The organism is Geobacillus sp. 47C-IIb (genome assembly GCF_014679705.1).
GTDB classification, from domain to species: Bacteria; Bacillota; Bacilli; order Bacillales; family Anoxybacillaceae; genus Geobacillus; species Geobacillus thermodenitrificans.
Genome location: NZ_CP061473.1, coordinates 1,004,392 through 1,030,968, shown reverse-complemented (window position 1 = coordinate 1,030,968; position 26,577 = coordinate 1,004,392). Strand labels below are relative to the sequence as shown.

Here is a 26,577-nt window from a genome sequence, read left to right as displayed (position 1 = left end):
CGAATGGCTGTTTGTTATCTCCTTTTGTGGCCGGACGAGGCTTTGTTGCCCGTCCAGCCTTCGTCTGTAGTGGAAGCCGCATTTTTGTATTGATTATGTCCCGGGGTGTTGTAAAATGAAAAATAGAATATCGTATTGGCACAAGCCGGTGATTCATGGCTAGGCCGCGAAAATGATCAAGGGGAGATTGTATGCCGTCTGCGATGAACGAAAAAACGGTTGCCGAATTAGAAAAATTGCTTCGCTATATCGCCGCTAACTTAAAGCAGCGCGGCCGTGAAATTTTAACCAATTATCCGATTACCCCCCCGCAGTTTGTCGCTTTGCAATGGTTACTTGAAGAAGGGGACTTGACGGTCGGCGAATTATCGAACAAAATGTATTTGGCGTGCAGCACGACGACCGATTTGATTGACCGTATGGAACGGAACGGCCTTGTCAGCAGAGTCCGGGATGAACACGACCGCCGTGTCGTCCGCATCCATCTGTTGGAAAAAGGCGAGCGCATCATCGAGGAAGTCATTGAAAAACGCCAACGTGATTTGGCAAGAGTATTGGAGAACTTTTCGGACGAGGAAATCGTCTTTTTGGAACGCTGTTTACGCAAGTTACATCAAGAAATGAACAAAGAATGAGGCGATCACTTGGAAAGAGCAATTGGTGTTATTGATTCAGGAGTTGGCGGCTTAACAGTTGCCAAGGAAATTATTCGTCAGTTACCGAAAGAGCGAATCATTTACCTCGGCGACACCGCCCGTTGCCCATACGGGCCACGTCCGATCGAAGAAATCCGCCAGTTTACGTGGCAAATGATTCATTATTTGCAACAATACCCGCTGAAAATGCTCGTTATCGCTTGCAACACGGCGACAGCTGTCGTGCTTGACGAGGTGCGTGCGAAGCTTGACATCCCTGTTCTTGGTGTCGTTCATCCTGGCGCCCGCGCTGCCCTAAAGGCGACGAAAAACGGGCACATCGGCGTGATCGGCACTGTCGGGACAGTCAGAAGCAAAGCGTATGAAAAAGCACTTCAATCGATCAACCCGCACGTTCATGTCGAAAGTTTGGCCTGTCCGAAGTTCGTTCCGCTTGTCGAAAGCGGCGATTTTGAAGGGGAGAAGGCGTTGGCGATTGTCGCCGAATCGCTTGCTCCGCTGCGTCCGCGACCCATTGATGTGCTCATTTTAGGCTGTACGCATTACCCGTTGCTTGCCCCGCTCATTCGTGAGTATATGGGCAAAAAGGTGAAACTGATTTGCTCCGGGGATGAAACAGCCCGTGAAGTGAGCGCGATTTTGCATCATAGCCACCTTCTTTACACTGGCGGATGTGAACCGGAACATTTGTTTTTCACAACCGGATCAAAAGAATTGTTTGAAAAGATTTCACGAAAATGGTTTGGCAAATCGATCGGCACAGTCGAGGCGATTCGCTTGTGACCAAAAAAATCCTTTAGCGTGTGGACGCTAAAGGATTTTTTTATTCTATTTTGGCAACCAGCTCGTATACATAGTAGTACAAACTACGAGTAGGAGGGAACGTCAATGGGCAAACGGACGGCTCATAGATGGACAGCACCAGTGCTTGCTTCTCTTTTGCTGCTTGGCGGTTGCGGTTTGTTTGGCAATGATGAAGCGGTGAAGGAGATCGATCCGCCGCAAGAAACGAACTACGTTAAAGACGGCCAGGCGCTTCAAGAGGCAACGGGAGACAAGAAAGAAGAGAAAGAGAAAGCAAAGGCTACTGAGACGGTGAAGAGGGAATTATACTTAATTGACAAAAATGGCTTTGTCGTGCCACAAACAGTAGAGTTGCCGAAAACGCAGGCGGTTGCGAAACAAGTGCTCGAATATTTGATTGAGGACGGCCCTGTGTCCGAAATTTTGCCAACAGGCTTCCGCGCCGTCATTCCAGCGGGAACGACTGTGCTTGGAACAAAATTAGAAAAAGATGGGACGCTAATCGCCGATTTTTCGCCGGAATTTAAGCAATACAAACCAGAAGATGAAAAGCGGATTTTGCAAGCCATTACGTGGACATTGACCCAATTTGACAATATTAAGCGTGTCAAAATTCGGATTAACGGCTATGACCAAGAGGTGATGCCGGTCAATAAAACACCGATCCAAGATGGAGTCAGCCGTGCGGACGGCATCAATATCGAGGCGAGTGGTGTACCGGACATTACGAATACACACCCGGTTACGGTTTATTTCGTCGCACAGCAGGGAGATCATACGTATTACGTACCGGTGACAAGACGCGTCCCCAATAAAGAGAAGGACAATATCGCTGCAGCGGTCAATGAGCTCATTCAAGGGCCGGACCACGGCAGCGGGCTTGTTGGCGCCTTCCAGCCGGATGCAAAACTTGTCGATGCCCCGAAATATGAAGACGGCAAAGTGACACTTAACTTTAACGAAGGCATTTATGGCAGTAACAAGAAAAATGTCATTTCTGATGTCGTGTTAAATTCGCTTGTGCTATCGCTCACCGAGCAAAACGGAGTTGACAGCGTGGCAATCACCGTCAACGGCAAAGCCGATCTCGTCACCGAGGATGGGAAACCACTCACAAAGCCGGTTACTCGGCCGCAAAACGTCAATACTGGAGCATTTTAACCAGTTGACGTTGGGCAAGCTGGAAACGAAGAGACTGTTTGTGGTATAACAAAGGGGTGGAAACGTATTCCGCCCCTTTATTTTTTATCAAAGCGGTGGAAGCTTCTGCTAGGGAGTGCGATAAAAGCAGGAACGATGTTTGGGACCACTTGGGATTCGCTTGAAGGAGCAGGCTGACACTTGGCTGTCAAGCGGAAGCCATCCAAGGAGGAAAAAGGAGGACTGTCGATGAGAACGGACGGACGAAATAACCGCGAGCTGCGCCCTGTACATATACAACCGCATTATATCAAGCATGCTGAAGGTTCGGTGCTGATTGAAATCGGCGACACGAGAGTGATTTGCACGGCGACGGTTGAAGACAAAGTACCGCCGTTTATGCGCGGTGGCGGGAAAGGATGGATTACGGCCGAATATGGGATGTTGCCAAGAGCGACAGAACAACGGAATGCGAGGGAAGCAAGCAAAGGGAAAGTGTCGGGACGCACGATGGAAATTCAGCGTCTGATCGGCCGGGCGCTCCGTTCGGTCGTTGAGTTGGAACAGCTCGGCGAGCGGACCGTCTGGATTGACTGTGACGTCATTCAGGCGGACGGTGGAACACGAACGGCGTCGATCACTGGTGCGTATGTGGCGCTCGTGTTGGCGCTCTCCAAACTGGTTGCAGAAGGGAAGCTTGAGTCGCTCCCGGTTCGCGATTTTCTCGCTGCCACGTCAGTCGGCATCGATCCTGAACACGGGGTTATTCTCGATTTAAATTACAGCGAGGACGCACGGGCGAAAGTCGACATGAACGTCGTCATGACCGGAGCCGGCCGGTTTGTCGAAATTCAAGGCACCGGGGAAGAAGCGTCTTTTTCGCGCGCTGAGCTGGAGGAATTACTCGAGACGGCCCAACTAGGTATTGAACAGCTCATCACCATTCAGCGCCGTGTATTGGGGGAGCAGGCAGCCCTCATCGGAGAGAAAGTAGAACAGGAGGGGAAATCAGAGTGAAGGAAATTGTCATTGCCACGAAAAACGCAGGCAAGGTGCGCGAGTTTGCCGCCATGTTTGCCAAGCGAGGCATCGAAGTGAAATCGCTGCTCGATTTTCCGGATGTCCCCGATGTCGAAGAAACAGGAAGCACCTTTGTCGAAAATGCTAAATTAAAAGCTGAAGCGGTATGCCAACGTTTGCAGCGGCCAGTCATCGCTGATGATTCCGGACTTGCCGTCGATGCGCTCGGGGGCCGACCGGGTGTTCATTCAGCCCGCTACGCCGGTGAAGACAAAAATGATGCACGCAACATCGCCAAACTGCTTCATGAGCTTGACGGAGTGCCGATGGAGAAACGGACCGCCCGCTTTCATTGTGCGTTGGCTGTCGCCATTCCCGGGCAGTCGACTGCCATCGTCGAGGGAACGTGTGACGGCTATATCGCCGAAGCGCCGCGCGGGGAGGGTGGTTTTGGATACGACCCTGTCTTTTATCTTCCGGAGCGTGGGAAAACGATGGCTGAGCTCACGCCAGAAGAGAAAAATGCCATCAGCCATCGAGCGAAGGCGCTGGAGAAGTTAAATGAGCAATGGGACGAGATCATGGGCGAAAAGGGGCGGACGGAATGAACGTCGTCATTGTCAGTGACAGCCACGGGCTGACTGCCGAACTCGCTCAAATTGTGTCGCGTCATCGCCATGAAGCGGATTTGTTCATTCATTGCGGTGATTCCGAGCTGCCGGCGGAAGCGGATGAGCTTGCTCCGTTTGTAGTCGTGCGCGGCAATTGTGATTGGAAAGCCGCGTTTCCCGATGAGCGGATCGAGGAGGCGGATGGCGTCCGCTTCTTTGTCACCCACGGCCATTTATACGGCGTGAAAACGTCGCTTTTACGTTTATACTACCGGGCGAAAGAAACAGAAGCCAACGTCGTTTGCTTCGGCCACTCCCACCTTGCTGGTGCTGAGCAAATCAATGGGGTGTTGTTCATCAATCCCGGCAGCATCGCCTTGCCGCGGGGAAGAAAAGAAAAAACATATGCGGTGCTGACGATTGACAAAGACCAGGCCTTTGTTCAATTTTATGATGTCACGGGTCATCCAATCCCCGGCTTGGCACAAACGTTTTCCTTCTAGGCGGACAAATGTCCGCTTTTTTTATGCATTCGTGCCCCTTCCTCCTCTCCAACTCCCCCGATTTGTTGCGAGAAGAAAAAATTTTTTTAAAATCAGCAAACCCTTGATTCTATCACATTGTAAGCGTATACAATTATTTTGACCAATCAAAATTTTCAAAAAACATTATTGACGCCAAGAAGGTTTAGGATTATTATAATTTTCAAATAAGAGGAACGACTTAAATTCATCATCAAGCCGTTCAAAGCAACCATTGACTGATCAAGGAAGAGGGGAACCGAAATGGGAGAACAATGGATTTTTTTAAACGGAGAATTTGTAACAAAAGAAAACGCAAAAATATCAGTTTATGATCATGGATTTTTGTATGGGGACGGCGTGTTTGAAGGTATTCGCGTCTATAGCGGCAACGTATTCCGCCTAGAAGAACATATAGATCGTCTGTATAACTCAGCTAAGTCCATTATGCTGAACATTCCATACACGAAAGATGAAATGATCAACCACGTGCTCGAAACCGTCCGTCGCAATGGATATCAAGATGCGTACATCCGCCTTGTCGTTTCGCGCGGGGTTGGCGATTTGGGGCTTGACCCGTATAAATGCAAATCACCGCAAGTCGTGATTATCGTTGAGCCGCTGGCGCTCTTCCCGAAACATTTATATGAAACGGGTATCGAAGTCGTGACAGTGGCAACACGTCGCAACCGCTCTGACGTGTTGAGCCCAAAAGTCAAGTCGCTCAACTATTTGAACAATGTTCTTGTGAAGATCGAGGCGCATTTGGCCAATGTTAGTGAAGCTCTTATTTTAAACGATCAAGGGTATGTAGCGGAAGGTTCCGGGGACAACATCTTCATCGTCAAAAACGGCGTCGTTTACACCCCGCCGGGATATGTCGGAGCGCTTGAAGGCATTACGCGCCAAGCGATTATCGAAATTGCTGAGGAGCTTGGCTATACGGTCAAAGAAGAGCCATTTACCCGCCATGATGTATATGTCGCTGATGAGGTGTTTTTAACCGGGACGGCGGCTGAAGTCATTTCCGTCATTAAAGTGGACGGCCGGACGATCGGCGATGGAACACCTGGTTCGCATACGAAGCGGCTTCTTGAAGAATTCCGGCGCCGCGTGATCGCGGAAGGAGTCAAAGTATATCCGACCAAAGCCAATGTCGGTTGAGAGACAATGACAACTGCATAGGGAAAAAGCGTTGATGAGGACAAGTAATCAGCGGGGCCAACATCCACAGAGAGCCGGGGGAGCTGGGAACCGGTGATGTTGCCGCTTGATGAACTCACCTCTGAGCGCCAGCCTGAACGCCAAACGGCTAGTAGGGTTGGACGGGTGGAGACGCGCGCTTCACTCGTTACGAAAATGAGCGGCTGGCTTTGGCTAGCTGCTCCTGAGGCGGCCGTAATGGCCGTGAAGAAGGGTGGTACCGCGGAAAGGAAACCTTTTCGCCCCTTTGGCTGGGTAAGGCCGGCCATGGAGGGGGAAAAGGTTTTTATTATGGATGACAAACAACGGGGAGGATCGACGATGGCAAAGATGAAGGTGGAGGAACAAGCGAAGACGAAGGCGAGAATGAGCGGGTCGCTGATGTTGATTGAAGCGCTCAAGGCGGAAAATGTCGAAGTCATTTTCGGCTATCCGGGCGGTGCGGTGTTGCCGCTTTACGACGAGCTGTACAAAGCCGGTGTGTTTCACGTGTTGACGCGCCATGAGCAAGGCGCCATCCATGCGGCGGAAGGGTACGCGCGCATTTCCGGAAAACCTGGGGTTGTCATCGCCACTTCTGGCCCGGGAGCGACAAACATCGTCACAGGGCTGACGGATGCGATGATGGATTCGCTGCCGCTCGTTGTCTTTACCGGGCAAGTGGCGACGAACGTCATCGGTTCGGATGCGTTTCAGGAAGCAGACGTTGTCGGGATTACGATGCCGATCACAAAACATAACTACCAAGTGCGTGACATCAGCGAACTTCCGAAAATCATCAAAGAAGCGTTTCATATTGCGACGACCGGGCGGCCAGGGCCGGTGTTGATTGACATTCCAAAAGATGTGACGATCGCCGAAGGGGAATTTGACTACAACCAAGATGTCCATCTGCCAGGTTATCAACCGACGACGCAGCCAAACCATTGGCAAATCCGCCGGCTCGTCGAGGCGGTCAGCCAGTCGAAGCGGCCGGTCATTTTAGCCGGTGCCGGCGTCTTGCACGCCAACGCAGCCGATGAATTGCAGCAATATGCAGAACAACAAAACATTCCGGTCGCCCATACGCTCCTTGGCCTCGGTGGTTTCCCAGCTGATCATCCGCTTTTCCTTGGCATGGCCGGCATGCACGGCACGTATGCGGCGAATATGGCGCTGTATGAGTGCGACTTGCTTATTAACATCGGCGCCCGCTTCGATGACCGGGTCACCGGCAATTTAAAATATTTTGCACCAAAGGCGACGGTCGCTCATATTGACATCGATCCAGCGGAAATCGGCAAAAACGTACCAACGAAAATCCCGATCGTCAGCGATGCGAAGGCGGCCTTGCAAGAGCTGATTGAACAGCAAGGCAAACCGGCTGACAACGCGGCATGGCTCGCGCAGCTTAATGAATGGAAGCGGCGCTTCCCGCTTCATTACGAGCCGGAAGCCGGGGCGATCAAACCGCAAAAGCTCATTGAGATGATTTATGAGGTAACGGGCGGCGAAGCGATCGTCACGACCGATGTCGGCCAACATCAAATGTGGGCGGCGCAATATTACAAGTTTAATCGGCCGAACCGCTGGGTCACATCCGGGGGACTCGGCACAATGGGCTTCGGGCTTCCAGCGGCCATCGGTGCCCAGCTTGCTGACCGGAGTGCCACGGTCGTTTCGATCGTCGGCGACGGTGGCTTCCAAATGACATGCCAAGAGCTGTCGGTCATTCAAGAGCTGCAGCTGCCGATCAAAGTCGTCATCGTCAACAACCAGGCGCTCGGCATGGTGCGGCAATGGCAGGAACTGTTTTATGACAAACGGTACTCCCATTCACTCATTCCGAACCAGCCGGATTTCGTGAAATTAGCCGAAGCTTACGGCATGCCGGGGCTACGGGCGAAGACGGAAGCGGAAGCCGCCGAAGTATTAAAACAAGCATTTGCCATCGACGGTCCGGTGCTGCTTGACTTCCATGTCTGCGCCGACGAAAACGTCTATCCGATGGTCGCGCCCGGAAAAGGGCTTCATGAAATGGTGGGGGTGAAAGCATGCGAAGAATTATCACAATGACCGTCAACAACCGTCCAGGCGTATTAAATCGCATCACCGGGCTGTTTACGAAGCGGCATTACAACATTGAAAGCATCACCGTCGGCCATACGGAAATCGATGGGGTATCGCGGATGACGTTCGTCGTCAATGTTGATGATGAACGGATCGCTGAGCAAATTATTAAGCAGCTAAACAAGCAAATCGATGTGCTAAAAGTAAGTGACATTACTGACCAAGCCATCGTCGCACGAGAGCTGGCACTCGTAAAAGTAGCGGCCGCCCCGGCGACCCGCCAAGAAATTTATACGCTCATCGAACCGTTCCGTGCCTCGATCGTGGATGTGAGCAAAGACAGCCTCGTCATTCAAGTGACCGGCGAGCCGGAAAAAGTCGAGGCGTTAATCGAACTGCTCCGTCCGTACGGCATCAAAGAAGTCGCACGCACCGGAACGACTGCGTTTACCCGCGGGGCGCAAAAAGCGGGATCCAATCAGAAAACAGCATTCATCATTTAACAATTATTACACTAATAAAAGGAGAGGGTAATCATGGCAAAAGTTTACTATAACGGAGATGCAAACGAACAATACTTGCAAGGAAAAACAGTTGCTATCATCGGCTATGGTTCGCAAGGCCATGCCCATGCGCAAAATTTGCGTGACAGCGGTGTTCACGTCATTATCGGATTGCGGAAAGGCAGATCATGGGAACAAGCGGAACAAGACGGCTTTGATGTATATTCGGTGCGTGAAGCGTCGAAAAAAGCTGATATCGTGATGGTGCTGCTGCCAGATGAAAAGCAGCCTGCTGTTTACAAGGAAGAAATTGAACCAGAACTGAAACCGGGCAACGCGCTTGTCTTCGCCCATGGCTTTAATATTCATTTCAGCCAAATCGTCCCGCCGGAGCACGTTGACGTCTTTTTAGTCGCACCAAAAGGCCCAGGCCACCTCGTGCGTCGCACATACGTCGAAGGGGCGGGCGTACCAGCACTCATCGCCGTCTACCAAGATGTGACCGGCCATGCCAAGGAAACGGCGCTCGCCTATGCCAAAGCGATCGGTGCCGCTCGGGCTGGAGTGCTTGAGACAACGTTCAAAGAAGAAACAGAAACTGACTTATTCGGCGAACAGGCGGTACTTTGCGGCGGATTGACGGCACTCATTAAAGCCGGATTTGAAACGCTTGTTGAAGCTGGATATCAGCCGGAAGTCGCGTATTTCGAATGTTTGCATGAGATGAAGCTCATCGTCGATCTCCTTTATGAGGGCGGACTGTCGTGGATGCGCTACTCGATTTCTGATACGGCACAATGGGGTGACTTTACATCCGGACCGCGTGTCATTAACGAAGCAGTAAAAGCAGAAATGAAAAACATCTTGCATGACATTCAAACCGGCAAATTTGCAAAAGGCTGGATTTTAGAAAATCAGGCGAATCGTCCAGAATTCAACGCCATCAACCAGCGCGAAAATGAGCATTTGATCGAGGTCGTCGGACGCGAATTGCGGAGCATGATGCCGTTTGTGAAGGCAAAACAAAAAGAGGTGGTGGTGCCAGGTGCGAAAAATTAAGTTTTTTGATACGACCTTGCGCGACGGGGAACAATCGGCTGGTGTCAACTTGAACTTGCAAGAAAAATTGGAGATCGCCCGCCAGCTCGAGCGTCTGCAAGTCGACATTATCGAGGCGGGCTTCCCCGCCTCGTCCAAAGGCGATTTTGAAGCAGTCAAACAAATCGCTGAGACGGTGAGAACATGTTCGGTCACCGGGCTGTCGCGCTCGGTCCGAAGTGATATTGACGCAGCGTGGGAGGCATTAAAAGGCGGCGCTGAACCGCGGTTGCATCTGTTCATCGCCACTTCGCCGATCCATATGGTGCACAAGTTGCGGATGACTCCGGAGCAAGTGATTGAAGCGGCGGTGGAAGCGGTGAAATATGCCAAACGCTTCTTCCCGATCGTTCAATGGTCGGCAGAAGATGCATGTCGGAGCGAGCTTCCGTTTTTAGCCAAAATCGTGACCGAAGTGATCAAGGCCGGCGCTTCAGTGATCAATATCCCGGATACGGTCGGCTATATTACACCAAAAGAGTATGGGGAGATCTTCCTCTATTTACGAAATAATGTTCCGAATATTGAAAACATTTCTTTGTCCGCCCATTGTCATGACGACTTAGGCATGGCGGTCATCAACTCACTGTCGGCCATCGAACATGGGGCGACGCAAGTTGAATGCACGATCAACGGCATCGGTGAGCGGGCCGGCAACGCGGCGCTTGAGGAGATTGCCGTCGCCCTTCACATTCGCAAAGACTATTACCAAGTGGAAACGCGTCTCAATTTGCAAGAAATTAAGCGCACGAGCAATCTAGTCAGCAAGCTGACCGGCATGGTCGTTCCGCCGAACAAAGCAGTTGTCGGCAAAAATGCTTTTGCTCACGAATCAGGCATCCATCAAGACGGCGTTTTAAAAGAAAAAACGACGTATGAAATCATCTCGCCAGAGCTCGTCGGTGTGTCGTCGAATTCGATGGTACTTGGCAAACATTCCGGGCGCCATGCGCTCCGCAACCGGGTCGAAGAGCTCGGCTATACGCTATCAGAGGAAGAGATCAACCAGCTGTTCGTCCGCTTTAAAGAGTTGGCAGACAAAAAGAAAGATGTTACGGACGACGATTTGATCGCTTTAATTTTCGAAGAGAAGTTCGACCATTTCAAAGACTTCTACCAATTGTCATCGATTCAAGTGCAATACGGGACAAATCAAATCCCGACAGCAGTTGTTGTACTGAAAGATGGGAAAGGAAACACCATTCAAGAAGCAGCGACTGGAGCTGGCAGCGTCGAGGCGTTGTACAACACATTGGAGCGCTGTTTCCAAACGGCGGTGACGCTGTTAGATTACCGGATTGAATCGGTCGGAGGCGGCCGTGATGCGCTAGCACAAGTGTTTGTCAAAGTGCGCGTCAACGATGTGGAAACGAGCGGCCGCGGAACGGCGCAAGATGTGTTGGAAGCTTCAGCTAAAGCGTACATTAACGCGATGAACCGCATGTTTATGATCGAAGCGATGCGTGCTGAAAACGAAAAAGTGACAACACCATAAAACGGGGGGATCGAGCATGGGAAACTATCGGATTGCCGTCTTGCCGGGAGATGGTATCGGCAAAGAAGTGACGTCTGGAGCGGTGGAAGTATTAAAAGCGGTCGGAATCCGGTTTGGCCACGAGTTTACATTCGAATACGGGTTGATTGGCGGAGCGGCGATCGATGAAGTAGGGACGCCGCTTCCAGAAGAAACGCTTCGCCTTTGCCAACAAAGCGATGCTGTCTTGCTTGGGGCGGTCGGCGGTCCGAAGTGGGACCAAAATCCTCCGCACTTGCGCCCGGAAAAAGGGTTGCTTGCTATCCGTCAACAGCTTGGGCTGTACGCGAACTTGCGGCCGGTCGTCTGCTATGACAGTTTGGATTCCGCTTCGCCGTTAAAATCCGATCTCGTGCAAGGGGTAGATTTTATCATCGTTCGTGAATTGACCGGCGGCATTTACTTCGGCCAACCGAGCGGCCGCGTTGTTGAAAATGGGGAAGAAAAAGCCGTTGACACACTCTTATATAAAAAGGAAGAGATTGAACGGATTGTGCGCATGGCGTTTACGCTGGCACGTGGGCGGAAGAAAAAAGTGACATCGGTCGATAAGGCGAACGTGCTCTCCTCAAGCCGTTTATGGCGGGAAGTGGCCGAAGAGGTGGCTAAACAATTCCCGGATGTAGAGCTTGAACATATGCTGGTCGACAATGCAGCGATGCAACTGATCCGCGCGCCTAAGCAGTTTGACGTGATCGTCACTGAAAATATGTTTGGCGACATTTTAAGCGATGAAGCATCGATGTTGTCCGGCTCGCTCGGGATGTTGCCATCAGCTAGCTTGTCGGCTTCCGGACCGAGCTTGTATGAGCCGGTGCACGGTTCGGCGCCCGATATCGCTGGCATGCGAAAGGCGAATCCGATTGCTGCTATTTTGTCGGCTGCCATGATGCTTCGCCTGTCGTTTGGGCTCACCGCCGAGGCGGAAGCGATCGAGCATGCGGTGCAGCAGGCGCTCACTGCGGGCTTGCGAACGGCTGATCTAGCGCAAAGCAACGGTCGTGTCGTATCGACAGATGAAATGATCGAGGAAATCAAAACAGCTGTACTGGACTATACAGCGATCGCGCAAATCATGACCGTTTATGCATGAGACGAGCGAGGTGAAGGCAATGAAACCAAAAACGATCATCGAGAAAATATGGGAAAACCATGTCGTTTATCGAGAAGAAGGAAAGCCGGATTTGCTGTATATCGATTTGCATTTAGTGCATGAAGTGACATCGCCGCAGGCATTTGAAGGGCTGCGCCAAAACGGGCGCAAAGTTCGGCGTCCGGATTTGACGTTTGCGACGATGGACCATAACGTGCCGACTGTCAACCGGTTTGTCATTACTGATGAAGTGGCACGCAACCAAATCGCTGCGCTTGAGCGCAACTGCCGCGAGTTTGGCATCCCGCTTGCTGACTTGCACAGCGAAGAACAAGGAATCGTTCATGTGATTGGTCCGGAACTTGGCTTGACTCAGCCAGGAAAAACGATCGTCTGCGGCGACAGTCATACATCGACGCACGGAGCGTTTGGCGCCTTGGCGTTTGGCATCGGAACAAGTGAAGTCGAGCACGTATTGGCGACACAAACGCTTTGGCAGCATAAACCGAAAACGTTGCAAATCCGCATCAACGGCCAGCTCGGCAAAGGAGTGACGGCGAAAGACGTCATTTTGGCTATCATTGGCCGCTACGGCGTCGGCGTCGGCACCGGTTATATTATCGAGTTTACCGGTGAGGCGATCCGTCGGATGTCGATGGAAGAGCGGATGACGATTTGCAACATGTCGATCGAAGCCGGGGCGCGCGCCGGCCTCATCAGTCCGGATGAAACGACATTTGCCTATTTGCGAGGACGCAAATATGCACCAAAAGGAGAGGAGTTTGACCAAGCGGTTGAACGGTGGCGTGCGCTTGCCAGCGACGAAGGGGCCGAGTATGACAAAACGATCGAAATTGACGCCTCAACCATTGCCCCGATGGTAACGTGGGGCACGAACCCATCGATGAGCACATCGGTTGATGGAACGGTGCCCGACCCGGAACAGTTTGAAAGCGAAACAGAGCGAAACGCGGTGCGCCGGGCGCTTGAGTATATGGGGCTGAAGCCGGGCATGTCGATTACCGAAATTCCGGTGCAGCATGTATTTATCGGTTCCTGTACGAACTCACGCATCAGCGATTTGCGCGAAGCGGCGAAAATCGTCAAGGGCCAAAAAGTAGCTCCTGGTGTCAGAGCGCTTGTTGTACCCGGGTCGCAGCAAGTAAAAAAACAGGCTGAAGAAGAAGGACTCGCGCAAATTTTCCTTGATGCCGGCTTTGAATGGCGCGATGCTGGCTGCAGCGCCTGTTTGGGCATGAACCCGGACATCATTCCGGAAGGCGAGCATTGTGCGTCGACGTCGAACCGCAACTTTGAAGGGCGTCAAGGAAAAGGAGCGCGCACCCATCTTGTCAGCCCGGCGATGGCTGCTGCCGCTGCCATTTACGGCCGCTTTGTCGATGTGCGTCAGCTCGAAGCTGAACCGGTCCGGTAAGGGATGCTTCTTGAATCCGCAGCATCCCACCTTAGGGCCATCCGCTTTTGGAACGGTGACTGATACATCTGATGGAAGGGGAGAGACGATGAAGCCGTTTACGATTCACCGCGGAAAAACTGCTGGCATCGACCGGGTGAACATCGATACCGACCAAATCATTCCGAAACAGTTTTTAAAACGGATCGAGCGTACCGGATTTGGCCAATTTCTGTTTTACGACTGGCGCTATTTAAGCGATGGTACGCCGAATCCGGAGTTTGAGCTCAACCGTCCGGAAAATGAAGGGGCAACGATTTTGGTCGCCGGTGACAATTTTGGCTGTGGTTCATCGCGCGAACATGCCCCGTGGGCGCTTCAGGATTATGGATTTCGTGCGATCATTGCTCCTTCATTTGCCGATATCTTTTACAATAACTGCTTAAAAAACGGACTGCTGCCCATTCGGCTTGATCAGGAAGATGTCCGCTATTTATTACAACAGAGCGAGCGTGCTGACTACGAGCTGACCGTTTCGCTTGAAGAACAGCGGGTGTTTGATGACGAAGGGTTTTCACGCCCGTTTGACATCGACCCGTACCGGAAGAAGTTGCTCTTAAAAGGCTGGGACGAAATTGATTTAACGTTTGTATACGAATCGCATATTGCTGCCTACGAGCAAAAACATTGTCCGCGGCCGTAAGCGCTTGGCGTTCGGAACGGCAATGTAAGGCGAACTGAGGGTGTCCTAAAAGAAAAGGGACACCCTTTTTCATCACTGTATACATGCGCTGAATCGTTCTTTTAGAGCTGGTGACGGAGCAAAAAAGGCGTTTCGCTCATTGAGAGAGAAAAATGATGGATGGAAGGAGTAATGGTTTTTGTCAGTTTTTTAGGCTATAGCTTCCCTCTTTTGAAGACAGTCGTCCCTTTCAGTCAGTCCCCGTTTTTGACCAAACAGTAGAGGGATGAGTGGGCTGTCATGATGTTGCTGCGGCTTGTTTCGCCAGGGAAAACTTGCTACACTTGTGGTAAATGCAAATAGGAGCAGGCAAAGATGGGGAACGGAAAAAAAGGAAAAATCATTATGTTTCCACAAACGAAAGAACGGCTGATCGAAGCGGCGTTCACAGCACTCGAGGCGAAGCAGTACAAGGAAGCACTCCGTTTTTTGCGTGCCGCCGAACAGCTTGGTGACGGCAGCTTTCCGATCCGGCTCGGGCTTGCGGTTTGCTGCTACGAGCTGGGAGATTACGATGAGGCGGAATGGCGCCTGGCCGCATTGCTTGATGAACAACCGAACAATGGCGAACTGTTGCAAATGTATGTTGCCCTGCTGTTACAGACGAACCGATATCGGGAGGCGGAAACGTTCATCCGCTCCGCTTTGCGTCGCCAGACACTGCCAGTTTCATTGCGTGAACAGCTTCGCCAGCTGCTCCGATTCAGTGAAAAAATGAACGTCCGCCCATTGCCGCCCGCGGAATGGAAGCGGGTGAAACGGTTGCTTGAATCGGAGGATATCGCCGAGCAAATGCAGCTCATTAAACAGCTGGAAAAAGAAGATATCGCTCCAGTACTGTCACTGTTGAGTCAATATTTAAGTGAACCGAAAAAAAGCCCGATAGCAAAAACGATGTTGCTTCGGCTTCTGACGGTGAAACAGATTGATGAGACAGTGACGGTTGAGAAGTTTGGCCAGCGTATCGATGTCGTCCCATCTGCATTAAACGAACAGGCGGAAACGGAATTCGCTTCAACGCTGTTGCGCCTGCTTGAGCAGCGACTTACGGTGGAGAGCCCGAGCTTGTATGAAACGGCGGCGGAAATATGGCTTCGCTATGCGTACATCTTGTATCCGTTCCCGCCAGAGCCGGCCGATGCCGACGTATGGCTTGCTGCCCTTCATTGGATGGCAAGCCGGCTTCAAGGTATGGACGCTGATATGAGTATGTTGGCTGCCCGCTACGGTGTAGCGGTGGAGGAGATGGCGAAGCTTTGCAAAAAGTTGAACGAAATAGAGAAACTTTCCTACCTCTGATGGATGGTTCTGTATTGAAACATAGCTTTTGTATGTTATAATATAATGGCTGTGCTATGTATCTGTTTTCGCATACTTGGCTACATAATATGGACATAATAAAAGGATAATGGACAAGCAGATTGCGCCATGATCCTAGCAATGATTTTAGGTGGAGGGAACAGTATGTCAGTCAAATGGGAAAAGCTTGAAGGCAACGAAGGCGTATTGACCGTTGAGGTCGACGCTGAACAAGTGAACAAAGGCTTGGACGCCGCATTCAAAAAAGTGGTGAAAAACGTCTCGCTTCCGGGCTTCCGTAAAGGGAAAGTACCGCGCGTCTTGTTTGAAAAACGCTTTGGCGTTGAAGCGCTCTATCAAGATGCGCTCGACATTTTGCTGCCGGAAGCGTATGCGAAAGCGGTCGAAGAAGCAGGCATTGAGCCGGTATCGATGCCGGAAATCGACATTGAGCAAATGGAAAAAGGCAAAAGCTTAATTTTTAAAGCGAAAGTCACTGTTAAACCGGAAGTAAAACTCGGTCAATACAAAGGACTTGAGGTTGAAAAAATCGATACGACGGTAACGGATGAAGATGTCGAAAATGAGCTGAAGCGCCTGCAAGAAAACTATGCTGAACTGGTCGTCAAAGAAGAGGGGACAGTGGAAAACGGTGATACGGCCGTCATCGACTTTGAAGGATTTGTCGACGGTGAACCGTTTGAAGGTGGCAAAGCAGAAAACTATTCGCTCGAAATCGGCTCCGGAACGTTCATTCCTGGGTTTGAAGATCAGCTTGTCGGCATGAAAGCGGGAGAAGAAAAAGAAATTCAAGTCACCTTCCCGGAAGAGTATCATGCTGAACAACTGGCGGGCAAACCGGCGACGTTCAAAGTGAAAGTACACGAAGTGAAAGCGAAACAACTGCCGGCGCTTGACGATGAATTCGCAAAAGATGTCGATGAAGAAGTCGAAACGCTTGACGAACTGAAGTCGAAAATCCGCACTCGTTTAGAAGAAGCGAAGAAGAACGAGGCAGAAGCGGCCGTTCGCAACGCAGTTGTTGAGAAAGCAGCGGCCAACGCGGAAATCGATATTCCGGCTGTCATGGTGCAAAATGAGACTGACCGGATGCTTCGCGAATTTGACCAACGTCTGCAAATGCAAGGAATGAACTTGCAGTTGTACTATCAATTCTCCGGCCAGGACGAAGCAGCGTTGCGTGAACAAATGAAAGAAGATGCTGAAAAGCGGGTGCGCGCAGCACTGACGCTTGAAGCGATCGCCAAAGCAGAAAATATCGACGTGACTGACGAAGAAGTGAATGAAGAGCTTGAAAAAATGGCCGCATCCTACAACTTGAGCGTTGACAAGTTAAAAGAGCTGATCGGCAACCTCGACGGCGTCAAAGAAGATTTAAAATGGCGAAAAACGGTCGATTTTCTTGTAGAGCACAGCACGGTTGCGGCATAATACTGAAGTAGGGAAGGAACAAGGCGCGAAACGTTCGTGCCTTGTTCTTTATCTCATCAATGGCGATTGGAGGATGAGTTTTCAAACTTTTCTAACACATTTTAGTTTTTTCATTCGCTTTTTCGGGAACACTTATGGTAAAATAGCGAATACATACGTTTTTGCAACGAAGGATGGCGACACACGATACATAACGCAGGCGTGATTCCGTTAACAAGGGGTGAATAACATGTTTAAATTTAACGATGAAAAAGGGCAGTTGAAATGTTCGTTTTGTGGCAAAACACAAGACCAAGTGCGCAAGTTGGTCGCTGGGCCGGGTGTGTACATTTGCGATGAGTGCATCGAGCTATGCACGGAGATCGTCGAAGAAGAGCTTGGCAATGAGGAAGAGTTCGAGTTTAAAGATGTGCCAAAGCCGGTGGAAATCCGTGAAATTCTAGATGAATACGTCATCGGCCAGGACGAGGCGAAAAAATCGCTTGCCGTTGCCGTTTATAATCATTATAAACGGATTAACTCCGGCAGCAAAATTGACGATGTAGAGCTGTCGAAAAGCAACATTTTGATGATCGGGCCGACTGGAAGCGGGAAAACGCTCTTGGCGCAAACATTGGCACGCATTTTAAACGTACCGTTTGCCATTGCTGATGCGACATCGCTCACGGAAGCGGGCTATGTTGGCGAGGACGTCGAAAACATTTTGCTGAAGCTTATTCAAGCGGCTGACTACGACGTCGAACGGGCAGAAAAAGGCATTATTTACATCGACGAAATCGATAAAATTGCCCGCAAGTCGGAAAACCCTTCCATTACCCGCGATGTTTCGGGTGAAGGGGTGCAGCAGGCCCTGTTGAAAATTTTGGAAGGCACGATCGCCAGCGTTCCGCCGCAGGGTGGCCGCAAACATCCGCATCAAGAGTTTATTCAAATTGATACGACGAACATTTTGTTTATTTGCGGCGGGGCGTTTGACGGAATTGAGCCGATCATCAAGCGCCGCCTCGGCAAAAAAGTGATCGGGTTTGGTGCTGAAATGAACCAAGCTGACGTTGATGAGAAAAACTTGCTGTCGAAAGTGTTGCCGGAAGACTTGCTCAAGTTTGGTCTCATTCCGGAGTTCATCGGCCGCCTGCCGGTCATTACTACGCTTGAACCGCTCGATGAACAAGCGTTGATTGATATTTTGACGAAGCCGAAAAACGCCATTGTGAAGCAATACAAAAAAATGCTCGAGCTTGACGGCGTTGAGCTTGAGTTTGAAGAAGCCGCACTCCGTGAAATCGCGAAAAAAGCAATTGAACGGAAAACGGGAGCGCGCGGTCTCCGTTCGATCATCGAAGGCATTATGCTCGATGTCATGTTTGAGCTTCCGTCGCGCGAAGATGTGCAAAAATGTATCATTACTGTCGATACCGTGTGCGGCAAAAAACCACCGAAACTCATTCGCCATGACGGCACGGTGGTCGAGCACGAACGGAAAACGTCCGCTTAATGAGGGAAACCGCCTTTTACGGCGGTTTCTTTTTTGTTGCATGCCCTAGGCGCCAGTCGGCGCTTTTTTTGTTTATTCCCGCCAATTCGCGGAGATACTATTATACTACATACTACTTGAAGGCAGGAGGATATCGGGGCATGAATTGGACGAATATCGTGCTTGTAATTCAGTTGTTTTTTGGGGTCGTCATCGGCCTTTATTTTTGGAATTTGTTAAAAGGACAGCGTGTGCAAAAAGTATCGATTGATAAAGAATCGCGCAAAGAGATGGAGCAGCTCCGCAAGCTGCGCTCTATTTCACTCACTGAGCCGCTTGCCGAAAAAGTACGCCCGAAAAGTTTTGACGATATCGTAGGTCAGGAAGACGGCATCAAGGCATTGAAAGCAGCACTGTGCGGGCCGAACCCGCAACATGTCATCATTTATGGACCACCTGGCGTCGGCAAAACAGCCGCAGCCCGGTTGGTACTTGAAGAAGCGAAGAAAAATCCGCTCTCCCCGTTTAAGAAAAATGCTGTATTTGTTGAGCTCGATGCGACGACGGCGCGCTTTGACGAGCGCGGCATCGCCGATCCGCTCATTGGCTCGGTGCATGACCCGATTTACCAAGGGGCCGGGGCGATGGGACAAGCCGGTATCCCCCAGCCGAAACAAGGGGCGGTGACGAACGCTCATGGCGGCGTTTTGTTTATTGATGAAATTGGCGAACTCCATCCCATCCAAATGAACAAGCTGCTCAAAGTGCTTGAGGATCGGAAAGTGTTTTTTGAAAGCGCCTATTACAGCAAAGAAAACCCACAAATTCCAAGCCATATCCATGACATTTTCCAAAACGGGCTGCCGGCCGATTTTCGCCTTGTCGGTGCAACGACACGAACGCCAAACGAGATTCCTCCGGCCATTCGTTCCCGTTGTTTAGAAGTGTTTTTCCGCGAATTGGATCAAGACGAAATCGCCTTGATCGCCAAAAAAGCAGCGGAAAAAATCCGCTTGAATGTTTCCGAAAGCGGCATTCGTCTCCTTGCCGCTTATGCGCGCAACGGTCGGGAAGCGGTGAACATGATGCAAATTGCGGCCGGGCTTGCCATTACGGAAAACCGGGAGAAAATTTTGGATAAAGATATTGAATGGGTCATTCACTCAAGCCAAATGGCTCCGCGCTATGAAAAGAAAATTGGATCCGCTCCGGCAGTCGGTGTTGTCAATGGGCTGGCGGTATACGGACCGAACACCGGCGCGCTTCTCGAAATTGAAGTGACTGCCTTGCCAGCGAAAGGAAAAGGATCAATCAATGTGACCGGCATTGTCGAGGAAGAAAGCATTGGTAGTCCGGAAAAATCGGTGCGCCGCAAAAGTATGGCGCGCGGCTCGGCGGAAAACGTGATTACCGTGCTTCGTGCGATGGGGGTACCGGCGGACCGTTACGATATTCACGTCAATTTTCCAGGCGGTGTGCCAGTCGACGGTCCTTCAGCCGGGGTGGCGATCGCGGTTGGGATTTATTCGGCCATTTATCAGCTGCCGGTCGATCATACCGTCGCAATGACTGGAGAAATTAGCATCCACGGCTACGTCAAACCGGTCGGTGGCGTGTTTGCTAAAATTAAAGCGGCCAAGCAAGCCGGAGCGAAAAAAGTCATTATTCCGATTGAAAACATGCAATCGCTGTTGCGGGAAGTGAGCGGTATTCAAATTATCGCTGTCCGCCGCCTTGAAGAAGCGCTCATCCACGTGTTCGGTGAAGAAACACTCCGTCGAGGCACTGCATTTTTGCCGGCTGCTGCCGCCGATCGTTCAGGGAAAAAGCTCGTGTAACAAAGGGGGAGCGATGGCAAAGAGGAGCGCAGCCGCCCGTTTTTGCCGCTGTGGAATATACCGTTTCGTGTACGGCTCGCTGCATTGTGCGGCCGACTATGAGACAGATCAACGGTTTTACCAGTTGTCAGTGTACGGCTTCGGCGCAAGCGGATGATCGCCGGAGTCGATTTTTCTTTGTCTGCAAATAAGATGCTGTTCTCTTTGGTATTCATCAAATTTTACAAATCTGGCTGTCGTACTATACAATAAACGAATAGAAGCGAGATATGGAGGTGTTCGGCGTGAACGGAAAGAAAAAGGAGACGATCGTTCCGCTTTTGCCGCTGCGGGGGTTGCTTGTGTTTCCGACGATGGTACTCCATTTGGACGTCGGGCGCGAGAAATCGGTGAAAGCACTCGAACAGGCGATGGTCGAGGACCATATCATTTTGCTGACATCGCAAAAAGATGTCGCCATCGACGAACCGGACATGGACGACTTATATAAAATGGGGACGATTGCGCGCGTTAAGCAGTTGTTGAAATTGCCGAACGGCACGTTCCGTGTGCTTGTCGAAGGCATTGCCCGGGCGCTCATCACCGAAGTCGTCAGCGAGGAGCCGTATTTTTCCGTCAAGGTGGAAAAATTCGCTGATCGGGCATCGAAAGACTTGGAAGATGAGGCGCTCAAGCGGACGATGCTCGAATATTTTGAGCAATACATAAATTTATCCAAGCGGCTGTCGGCGGACATTTATGCCTCGATTGTCGACATTGATGAGCCGGGGCGGATGGCCGATATTATCGCTTCGCATTTGCCGCTTAAGCTCGAAGAAAAACAGCGTATTTTAGAAACGATCGATGTGAAAGAACGGCTGAATAAAATTATTCAAATTTTGCACAACGAGAAAGAAGTGCTCCAGCTCGAGAAAAAAATTAGCGCTCGCGTCAAACAGTCAATGGAGCGGACGCAAAAAGAGTATTATTTGCGCGAGCAAATGAAAGCCATTCAAAAAGAGCTCGGTGAAAAGGAAGGAAAAACGGGTGAAGTCGAGGCGCTCAAAGAGAAAATCGAGGCAGCCGGCATGCCAGAACATGTGAAAGAGACGGCCCTCAAGGAGCTCGACCGCTATGAAAAAATTCCGGCAACATCAGCGGAAAGTGCGGTCATCCGCAACTACTTAGACTGGCTCATTGCTTTGCCATGGTCAAAAGAAACGAAAGACATCCACGATATTAAACGCGCGGAAACGATTTTAAACGAGGAGCATTACGGGCTTGATAAGGTGAAAGAGCGGGTGCTTGAATTTTTGTCCGTGCAGCAGTTGACCCAATCGTTAAAAGGACCGATTCTTTGCCTTGCCGGACCGCCGGGGGTCGGAAAAACATCGCTTGCCCGCTCGATTGCCAAAGCACTCGGCCGTCGTTTCGTTCGCATGTCGCTTGGCGGCGTGCGCGACGAATCGGAAATTCGCGGCCATCGTCGCACGTACGTTGGAGCGATGCCGGGTCGCATCATTCAAGGCATGAAAAAAGCAGGCACGATCAATCCGGTCTTTTTGCTTGATGAGATCGACAAAATGTCAAGCGATTTCCGTGGCGACCCATCCGCGGCTATGCTTGAGGTGCTCGATCCGGAACAAAACCATACGTTCAGCGATCATTATATCGAAGAGCCGTACGATTTATCGAAAGTAATGTTTATCGCTACCGCTAACAATTTGGCGACGATTCCGCAGCCGTTGTTGGACCGGATGGAAATCATTCACATTCCAGGCTATACAGAGGTCGAAAAGCTGCATATCGCCAAACGGCATTTGCTGCCGAAGCAGCTGGCGGAGCATGGACTGAAAAAGGCAGCGCTCCAGGTTCGGGATGATGCGATGTTGGATATCATCCGTCATTATACGCGCGAAGCCGGCGTTCGGGAGCTTGAACGGCAACTTGCCGCCATTTGCCGGAAAGCGGCTCGCCTCATCGTCTCTGGGGAGAAAAAGCGGGTTGTGGTTACACAAAATAATATCGAAGAATTTTTAGGGAAACGAAAATACCGCTATGGTCAGGCGGAGGCAGAAGATCAAATTGGGGTAGCCACCGGTCTTGCGTATACCGCGTTTGGCGGTGATACGCTCGCCATCGAAGTGTCGCTTGCGAAAGGCAACGGCAAACTTGTCTTGACCGGAAAACTCGGAGATGTAATGAAAGAGTCGGCACAAGCAGCGTTCAGCTATGTGCGTTCACGCGCCGAGGAGCTCGGCATTGACCCGAAATTTCATGAAACGTACGATATCCATATTCACGTTCCAGAAGGAGCGGTGCCAAAAGACGGACCGTCTGCTGGTATTACGATCGCGACTGCGCTCATTTCCGCTTTAACAGGTAAGCCGGTCAGCCGGTTTGTCGGTATGACCGGGGAAATTACGCTGCGTGGCCGTGTGCTCCCGATCGGCGGCTTAAAAGAGAAAACGCTAAGCGCCCACCGCGCCGGACTGAAAACGGTCATTTTACCGAAAGATAATGAAAAAGATTTGGCCGACATTCCGGATACAGTAAAGCGCGACTTGCGCTTTGTGCTCGTCTCCCATCTCGATGAGGTGCTGCCACATGCGTTGGTGGGGTGGGAACGATGAACATCACAAAAGCAGAGCTCGTCATCAGTGCTGTCAAACCCGAGCAATATCCGGATAGTGGGCGGCCGGAAGTGGCGCTTGCTGGTCGCTCAAACGTCGGCAAATCGTCATTTATCAACAAAATGATCAATCGGAAGAACTTGGCGCGCACCTCATCAAAGCCAGGGAAAACGCAGACGTTGAACTTTTATTTGATTAACGATTCGTTTTACTTTGTAGACGTGCCTGGCTATGGTTTTGCCCGCGTGTCGAAGCAGGAGCGGCAAAAATGGGGAAAAATGATGGAGACGTATTTCACGACGCGCGAGACGCTCAAAGCGGCGCTGTTGCTTGTCGATTTGCGCCACCCGCCAACCAAAGACGATGTCATGATGTATGAGTTTTTCAAACATTACGAGATTCCTGTGATCGTCATTGCGACGAAAGCGGATAAAGTCCCGCGTGGCAAGCAGCAAAAGCATGCGAAAATCGCACGCGAAACGTTGCGTCTGGCAGCCGGTGACTCCCTCATTTTGTTTTCCTCCGAGACCGGGCAAGGAAAAGAGGAAGCGTGGGCGGCGCTCTTGCCGTTTTTGACCGAGTGATAAAAAAGTGTTCTCATATTTGGTGATGAAAAAGGTGTCTCGATCCTTCGAGACACCTTTTGTTCACCTCCAACTACCTCCGTTTGGCCCATAATACGTAAATGCCGATGGCGATGAGTCCGAGCGGCCAAAACTTCCAGATGGAAGAAAGGCCGGTTTGGACGAGATGGAACAGCGGCTGGCCGCGGTCGGAAAACGACAGCACAATAGCAAGAAGCAAAAAAAATGCGCCGAAGCCGGCTCCGCTTTTTTGCTTGCGACTGCTGGCGAAAAAAGAGAGTGCAATGATGAAAAAAAAGATGTTTGTGCCATGGGGCCAAGACGGAAAGGCACTGGCAAGCAAAAGCTCAACACCGAAGCCGAGCAAAAGAAAGCCCGGGAAAACATAATGGTACTCGCGCGCCGAATACGCCTGCCCAAGCAAGGCGGCGCCGCAAATGGCGAGCAAAGCCGGCCATCCTTGAAGGAAGCGGAGCAATGGAATGGCTAACTGTCCGGCAAGAAAATATAATCCGAGGCCGATGAACAATATGCCGGAGAAAGCAGCTCTGTTTTTCACGATCGTGCCCCCCGTTTCCCATTTAGACATGTTTATGATAGAATGTTCACTGTATACAGTTTAACATAGCTCGTGAGGGATGTTCACAATTTTTTCAAATCGGAATGATAGACGTTTATGGTATAATAGTGGAAGGGATTGGGCTAAGAAGGGGGGATTGCACCGTGCAGATCATCGTAGTTGGCGTCAATTATAAAACTGCCCCTGTAGAAATTCGTGAAAAGTTGGCGTTTGGTGAGGCAGAGCTCGGCGAGGCGATGAAACAGCTCGCCAAGCAAAAAAGCATCCTCGAAAACGTCATCGTTTCCACATGCAATCGGACGGAAATTTACGCGGTCGTCGATCAACTGCATACCGGCCGTTACTATATAAAAGCATTTTTAGCCGAATGGTTTGACATCGAAGCGGAGGCGATCGCCCCGTATTTGCGCGTGCTCGAAGGGGAAGCGGCCGCGGGGCATTTGTTCCGCGTAGCAGCCGGCCTTGACTCCATGGTGCTTGGAGAAACGCAAATTTTAGGACAAGTGAAAGGGAGCTATTTGCTCGCTCAAGAGATTGGAACGAGCGGCACGATTTTGAACCACCTGTTTAAACAGGCAGTGACGTTTGCCAAACGCGCCCATTCGGAAACCGGGATCGGTGCGCATGCCGTGTCGGTCAGTTATGCAGCTGTCGAGTTGGCGAAGAAAATTTTCGGCCATCTCAACGGCAAGCATGTTTTGATTATCGGTGCCGGCAAAATGGGGACGTTGGCGGCGCAAAACTTGTACGGCAACGGTGTCGGTAAAGTGACCGTCGTCAACCGGACGCTTGAAAAAGCGAAGCAGCTCGCGGCGCAGTTTGACGGTGAGGCGAAGTCGCTTGGCGAATTGTCATGTGCACTGCTTGAAGCGGATATCGTCATCAGCTCGACGGGAGCGAAAGGCTACATGTTAACGAAAGAGGAGATGGCTCCGCTTGAGAAAATGCGTAAAGGCCGCCCGTTGTTTATGGTCGATATTGCCGTGCCGCGCGATTTAGACCCGGCGCTCGCTGAACTAGAGACGGTCTTTTTGTACGACATTGATGACTTGCAAGACGTCGTCGCAGCGAATTTGGCGGAACGGCAAAAAGCTGCCGCCCTCATTGAGGAGATGATTGAAGGGGAGCTAGTGGCGTTTGGCCAATGGTTGCAGACGCTCGGCGTTGTGCCAGTCATCGCGGCGCTGCGGGAAAAAGCGCTCGCCATTCAGGCGGAAACGATGAAAAGCTTGGAGCGAAAGTTGCCGCATTTGTCGGAGCGCGATCGGAAAGTGTTGAACAAACATACGAAAAGCATTATTAACCAGCTGCTCCGCGACCCGATTTTGCAGGTGAAGGAACTTGCCGCTGGTCCGAACGCTGACGAAGCGCTTCAGCTGTTTATGAAAATTTTTAATATCGAAGATGCAGTCAAAGCAGAGCAACGGAGCGCGCAGCGAGCAGAAGTGCAGTTGAGGGATGAACAGCAAGCGGAAGCGGTTCGCGCCGCCCGCCCATCATGGCAGCTGTAAGGTGGGATAGATGGTGGCGTTGTATGAACTGTCTATTTTGCTCTACATTGCTTCGATTCTTTTCTATTTTATCGATTTTTTGCAGCAAAACCGGAAGGCGAATGAAACCGCCTTCTGGTTGCTTTCTGTCGTTTGGCTGTTGCAAACATTGACATTCGCCTTCCGCATCATGGAAACAAAGCGCTTTCCGATTTTAACGATGTCGGAAGGGCTTTATTTTTACGCCTGGCTGCTTATCACGCTGTCGCTTGTCATCAACCGGCTGTTGCGTGTTGATTTTATCGTCTTTTTTACGAACGTACTCGCTTTTTTTATTTTGGCCATTCATACGTTCGTGCCGTCCTCGCAATCGCCGGCTGTCGCCAAACGGCTTGTCTCCGAACTGCTGGTCATCCATATTACCCTTTCCTTCGGGGCATATGCAGCGTTTACACTGTCATTTCTTTTCTCGGTGCTTTACATGTTGCAATACAGTCTGTTGAAAAAGAAAAAGTGGAACGCTCGTCTTTGGCGGATGGCTGATTTGTCGAAGCTCGATTTTTCGTCGTATGTTTTAAATTTGCTCGGTTTGCCTATGTTGTTATTAGGGCTTATTCTCGGTATGATTTGGGCGTATATTCAAATCGATTATTTCCATTGGTATGACGCGAAAGTGCTTGGATCATTTGTCGTTCTTCTCGTTTATGGCGTCTATTTTTACAAACGGATCGTCCGACAGGTGCAAGGGAAGACGATCGCGCTATGGAATATCGGTTCATTTTTATTTTTGCTTATCAACTTTTTCTTGTTTGGCAGTTTGTCAGAATTCCATTTTTGGTATGCGTAATTGAGGAGGAGCG

24 protein-coding genes and 1 other annotated feature are annotated in these 26,577 nt (G+C 50.7%); of the genes, 23 read left to right on the top strand and 1 reads right to left on the bottom strand.

Annotated elements, in window-relative coordinates; genetic code table 11:
• The first annotated feature begins 191 nt into the window (after positions 1-191).
• The 21 genes from IC804_RS05225 to yihA all read left to right on the top strand — a co-directional run bounded on the left by IC804_RS05225 (position 192) and on the right by yihA (position 23,647).
• Positions 192-635 (top strand): MarR family winged helix-turn-helix transcriptional regulator, encoded by a 444-nt coding sequence (locus tag IC804_RS05225; RefSeq protein ID WP_008881128.1) that lies wholly within the window; start codon positions 192-194, stop codon positions 633-635.
• Positions 636-644: 9 nt separating this feature from the next.
• Positions 645-1,439 (top strand): glutamate racemase, encoded by a 795-nt coding sequence (racE, locus tag IC804_RS05220; RefSeq protein WP_081156922.1) that lies wholly within the window; start codon positions 645-647, stop codon positions 1,437-1,439.
• Between the two features lie 105 nt (positions 1,440-1,544).
• On the top strand, positions 1,545-2,621 hold the full coding sequence (locus IC804_RS05215; RefSeq protein WP_011887928.1) for a GerMN domain-containing protein: 1,077 nt from the start codon (positions 1,545-1,547) through the stop codon (positions 2,619-2,621).
• A 228-nt stretch (positions 2,622-2,849) separates the two neighbouring features.
• Positions 2,850-3,617 (top strand): ribonuclease PH, encoded by a 768-nt coding sequence (gene rph, locus IC804_RS05210; RefSeq protein WP_029760637.1) that lies wholly within the window; start codon positions 2,850-2,852, stop codon positions 3,615-3,617.
• A complete protein-coding gene (locus IC804_RS05205; RefSeq protein ID WP_060476089.1) occupies positions 3,614-4,228 on the top strand; it encodes an XTP/dITP diphosphatase in 615 nt (204 codons plus the stop codon). Before rph ends, IC804_RS05205 begins: the two co-directional genes overlap by 4 nt.
• Positions 4,225-4,734 carry a metallophosphoesterase family protein gene (locus tag IC804_RS05200; protein WP_081156924.1) on the top strand — a complete coding sequence of 170 codons (510 nt, stop codon included), beginning with the start codon at positions 4,225-4,227 and terminating at the stop codon, positions 4,732-4,734. The genes IC804_RS05205 and IC804_RS05200 overlap by 4 nt, the downstream gene beginning before the upstream one ends.
• 282 nt (positions 4,735-5,016) lie before the next feature.
• Entirely contained in the window at positions 5,017-5,916 is a 900-nt protein-coding gene (gene ilvE, locus IC804_RS05195; protein WP_081156926.1) for a branched-chain-amino-acid transaminase, read from the top strand.
• Positions 5,917-5,938: 22 nt separating this feature from the next.
• Positions 5,939-6,205 (top strand) — a binding site (T-box leader).
• Between the two features lie 71 nt (positions 6,206-6,276).
• Positions 6,277-8,010, top strand: a complete 1,734-nt coding sequence (gene ilvB / locus IC804_RS05190) for an acetolactate synthase large subunit (RefSeq protein ID WP_029760640.1) — start codon at positions 6,277-6,279, stop codon at positions 8,008-8,010.
• The gene (gene ilvN / locus IC804_RS05185) at positions 7,989-8,507 is read left to right on the top strand and encodes an acetolactate synthase small subunit (RefSeq protein WP_008881119.1); all 519 of its coding nucleotides are present in this window, start codon (positions 7,989-7,991) and stop codon (positions 8,505-8,507) included. The genes ilvB and ilvN overlap by 22 nt, the downstream gene beginning before the upstream one ends.
• Positions 8,508-8,540: 33 nt before the next feature.
• The gene (ilvC, locus tag IC804_RS05180) at positions 8,541-9,566 is read left to right on the top strand and encodes a ketol-acid reductoisomerase (protein ID WP_011887925.1); all 1,026 of its coding nucleotides are present in this window, start codon (positions 8,541-8,543) and stop codon (positions 9,564-9,566) included.
• Complete coding sequence (locus IC804_RS05175; protein WP_008881117.1) at positions 9,553-11,100, top strand: 2-isopropylmalate synthase; 1,548 nt, start codon at positions 9,553-9,555, stop codon at positions 11,098-11,100. Before ilvC ends, IC804_RS05175 begins: the two co-directional genes overlap by 14 nt.
• Positions 11,101-11,116: 16 nt before the next feature.
• Complete coding sequence (gene leuB, locus IC804_RS05170) at positions 11,117-12,232, top strand: 3-isopropylmalate dehydrogenase (protein WP_008881116.1); 1,116 nt, start codon at positions 11,117-11,119, stop codon at positions 12,230-12,232.
• 19 nt (positions 12,233-12,251) lie between these two features.
• A complete protein-coding gene (gene leuC, locus IC804_RS05165; RefSeq protein ID WP_008881115.1) occupies positions 12,252-13,667 on the top strand; it encodes a 3-isopropylmalate dehydratase large subunit in 1,416 nt (471 codons plus the stop codon).
• A gap of 88 nt (positions 13,668-13,755) precedes the next feature.
• Positions 13,756-14,349, top strand: a complete 594-nt coding sequence (gene leuD / locus IC804_RS05160) for a 3-isopropylmalate dehydratase small subunit (RefSeq protein ID WP_008881114.1) — start codon at positions 13,756-13,758, stop codon at positions 14,347-14,349.
• A 354-nt stretch (positions 14,350-14,703) separates the two neighbouring features.
• On the top strand, positions 14,704-15,687 hold the full coding sequence (locus IC804_RS05155) for a tetratricopeptide repeat protein (protein ID WP_081156939.1): 984 nt from the start codon (positions 14,704-14,706) through the stop codon (positions 15,685-15,687).
• 165 nt (positions 15,688-15,852) lie between these two features.
• Positions 15,853-17,139, top strand: coding sequence for a trigger factor (gene tig / locus IC804_RS05150; protein WP_008881112.1), 1,287 nt, complete (start codon positions 15,853-15,855; stop codon positions 17,137-17,139).
• 229 nt (positions 17,140-17,368) lie between these two features.
• Positions 17,369-18,634, top strand: a complete 1,266-nt coding sequence (clpX, locus tag IC804_RS05145; protein WP_011887922.1) for an ATP-dependent protease ATP-binding subunit ClpX — start codon at positions 17,369-17,371, stop codon at positions 18,632-18,634.
• A gap of 140 nt (positions 18,635-18,774) precedes the next feature.
• The gene (gene lonB, locus IC804_RS05140) at positions 18,775-20,451 is read left to right on the top strand and encodes an ATP-dependent protease LonB (protein ID WP_008881109.1); all 1,677 of its coding nucleotides are present in this window, start codon (positions 18,775-18,777) and stop codon (positions 20,449-20,451) included.
• A gap of 13 nt (positions 20,452-20,464) precedes the next feature.
• Entirely contained in the window at positions 20,465-20,608 is a 144-nt protein-coding gene (locus IC804_RS05135; protein ID WP_158083257.1) for a hypothetical protein, read from the top strand.
• 112 nt (positions 20,609-20,720) lie between these two features.
• Complete coding sequence (gene lon, locus IC804_RS05130; protein WP_011887921.1) at positions 20,721-23,063, top strand: endopeptidase La; 2,343 nt, start codon at positions 20,721-20,723, stop codon at positions 23,061-23,063.
• A complete protein-coding gene (yihA, locus tag IC804_RS05125) occupies positions 23,060-23,647 on the top strand; it encodes a ribosome biogenesis GTP-binding protein YihA/YsxC (protein WP_008881107.1) in 588 nt (195 codons plus the stop codon). The genes lon and yihA overlap by 4 nt, the downstream gene beginning before the upstream one ends.
• A 73-nt stretch (positions 23,648-23,720) precedes the next feature.
• Here yihA and IC804_RS05120 read toward each other — a convergent pair whose 3' ends face one another.
• Positions 23,721-24,206 (bottom strand): hypothetical protein, encoded by a 486-nt coding sequence (locus IC804_RS05120; protein WP_008881106.1) that lies wholly within the window; start codon positions 24,204-24,206, stop codon positions 23,721-23,723.
• Positions 24,207-24,370: 164 nt separating this feature from the next.
• Here IC804_RS05120 and hemA point away from each other — a divergent pair, with 164 nt between their 5' ends.
• The gene (gene hemA, locus IC804_RS05115) at positions 24,371-25,738 is read left to right on the top strand and encodes a glutamyl-tRNA reductase (RefSeq protein WP_011887920.1); all 1,368 of its coding nucleotides are present in this window, start codon (positions 24,371-24,373) and stop codon (positions 25,736-25,738) included.
• A gap of 10 nt (positions 25,739-25,748) precedes the next feature.
• Positions 25,749-26,564 carry a cytochrome c biogenesis protein gene (ccsA, locus tag IC804_RS05110; protein WP_008881104.1) on the top strand — a complete coding sequence of 272 codons (816 nt, stop codon included), beginning with the start codon at positions 25,749-25,751 and terminating at the stop codon, positions 26,562-26,564.
• The last annotated feature ends 13 nt before the right edge of the window (positions 26,565-26,577 follow it).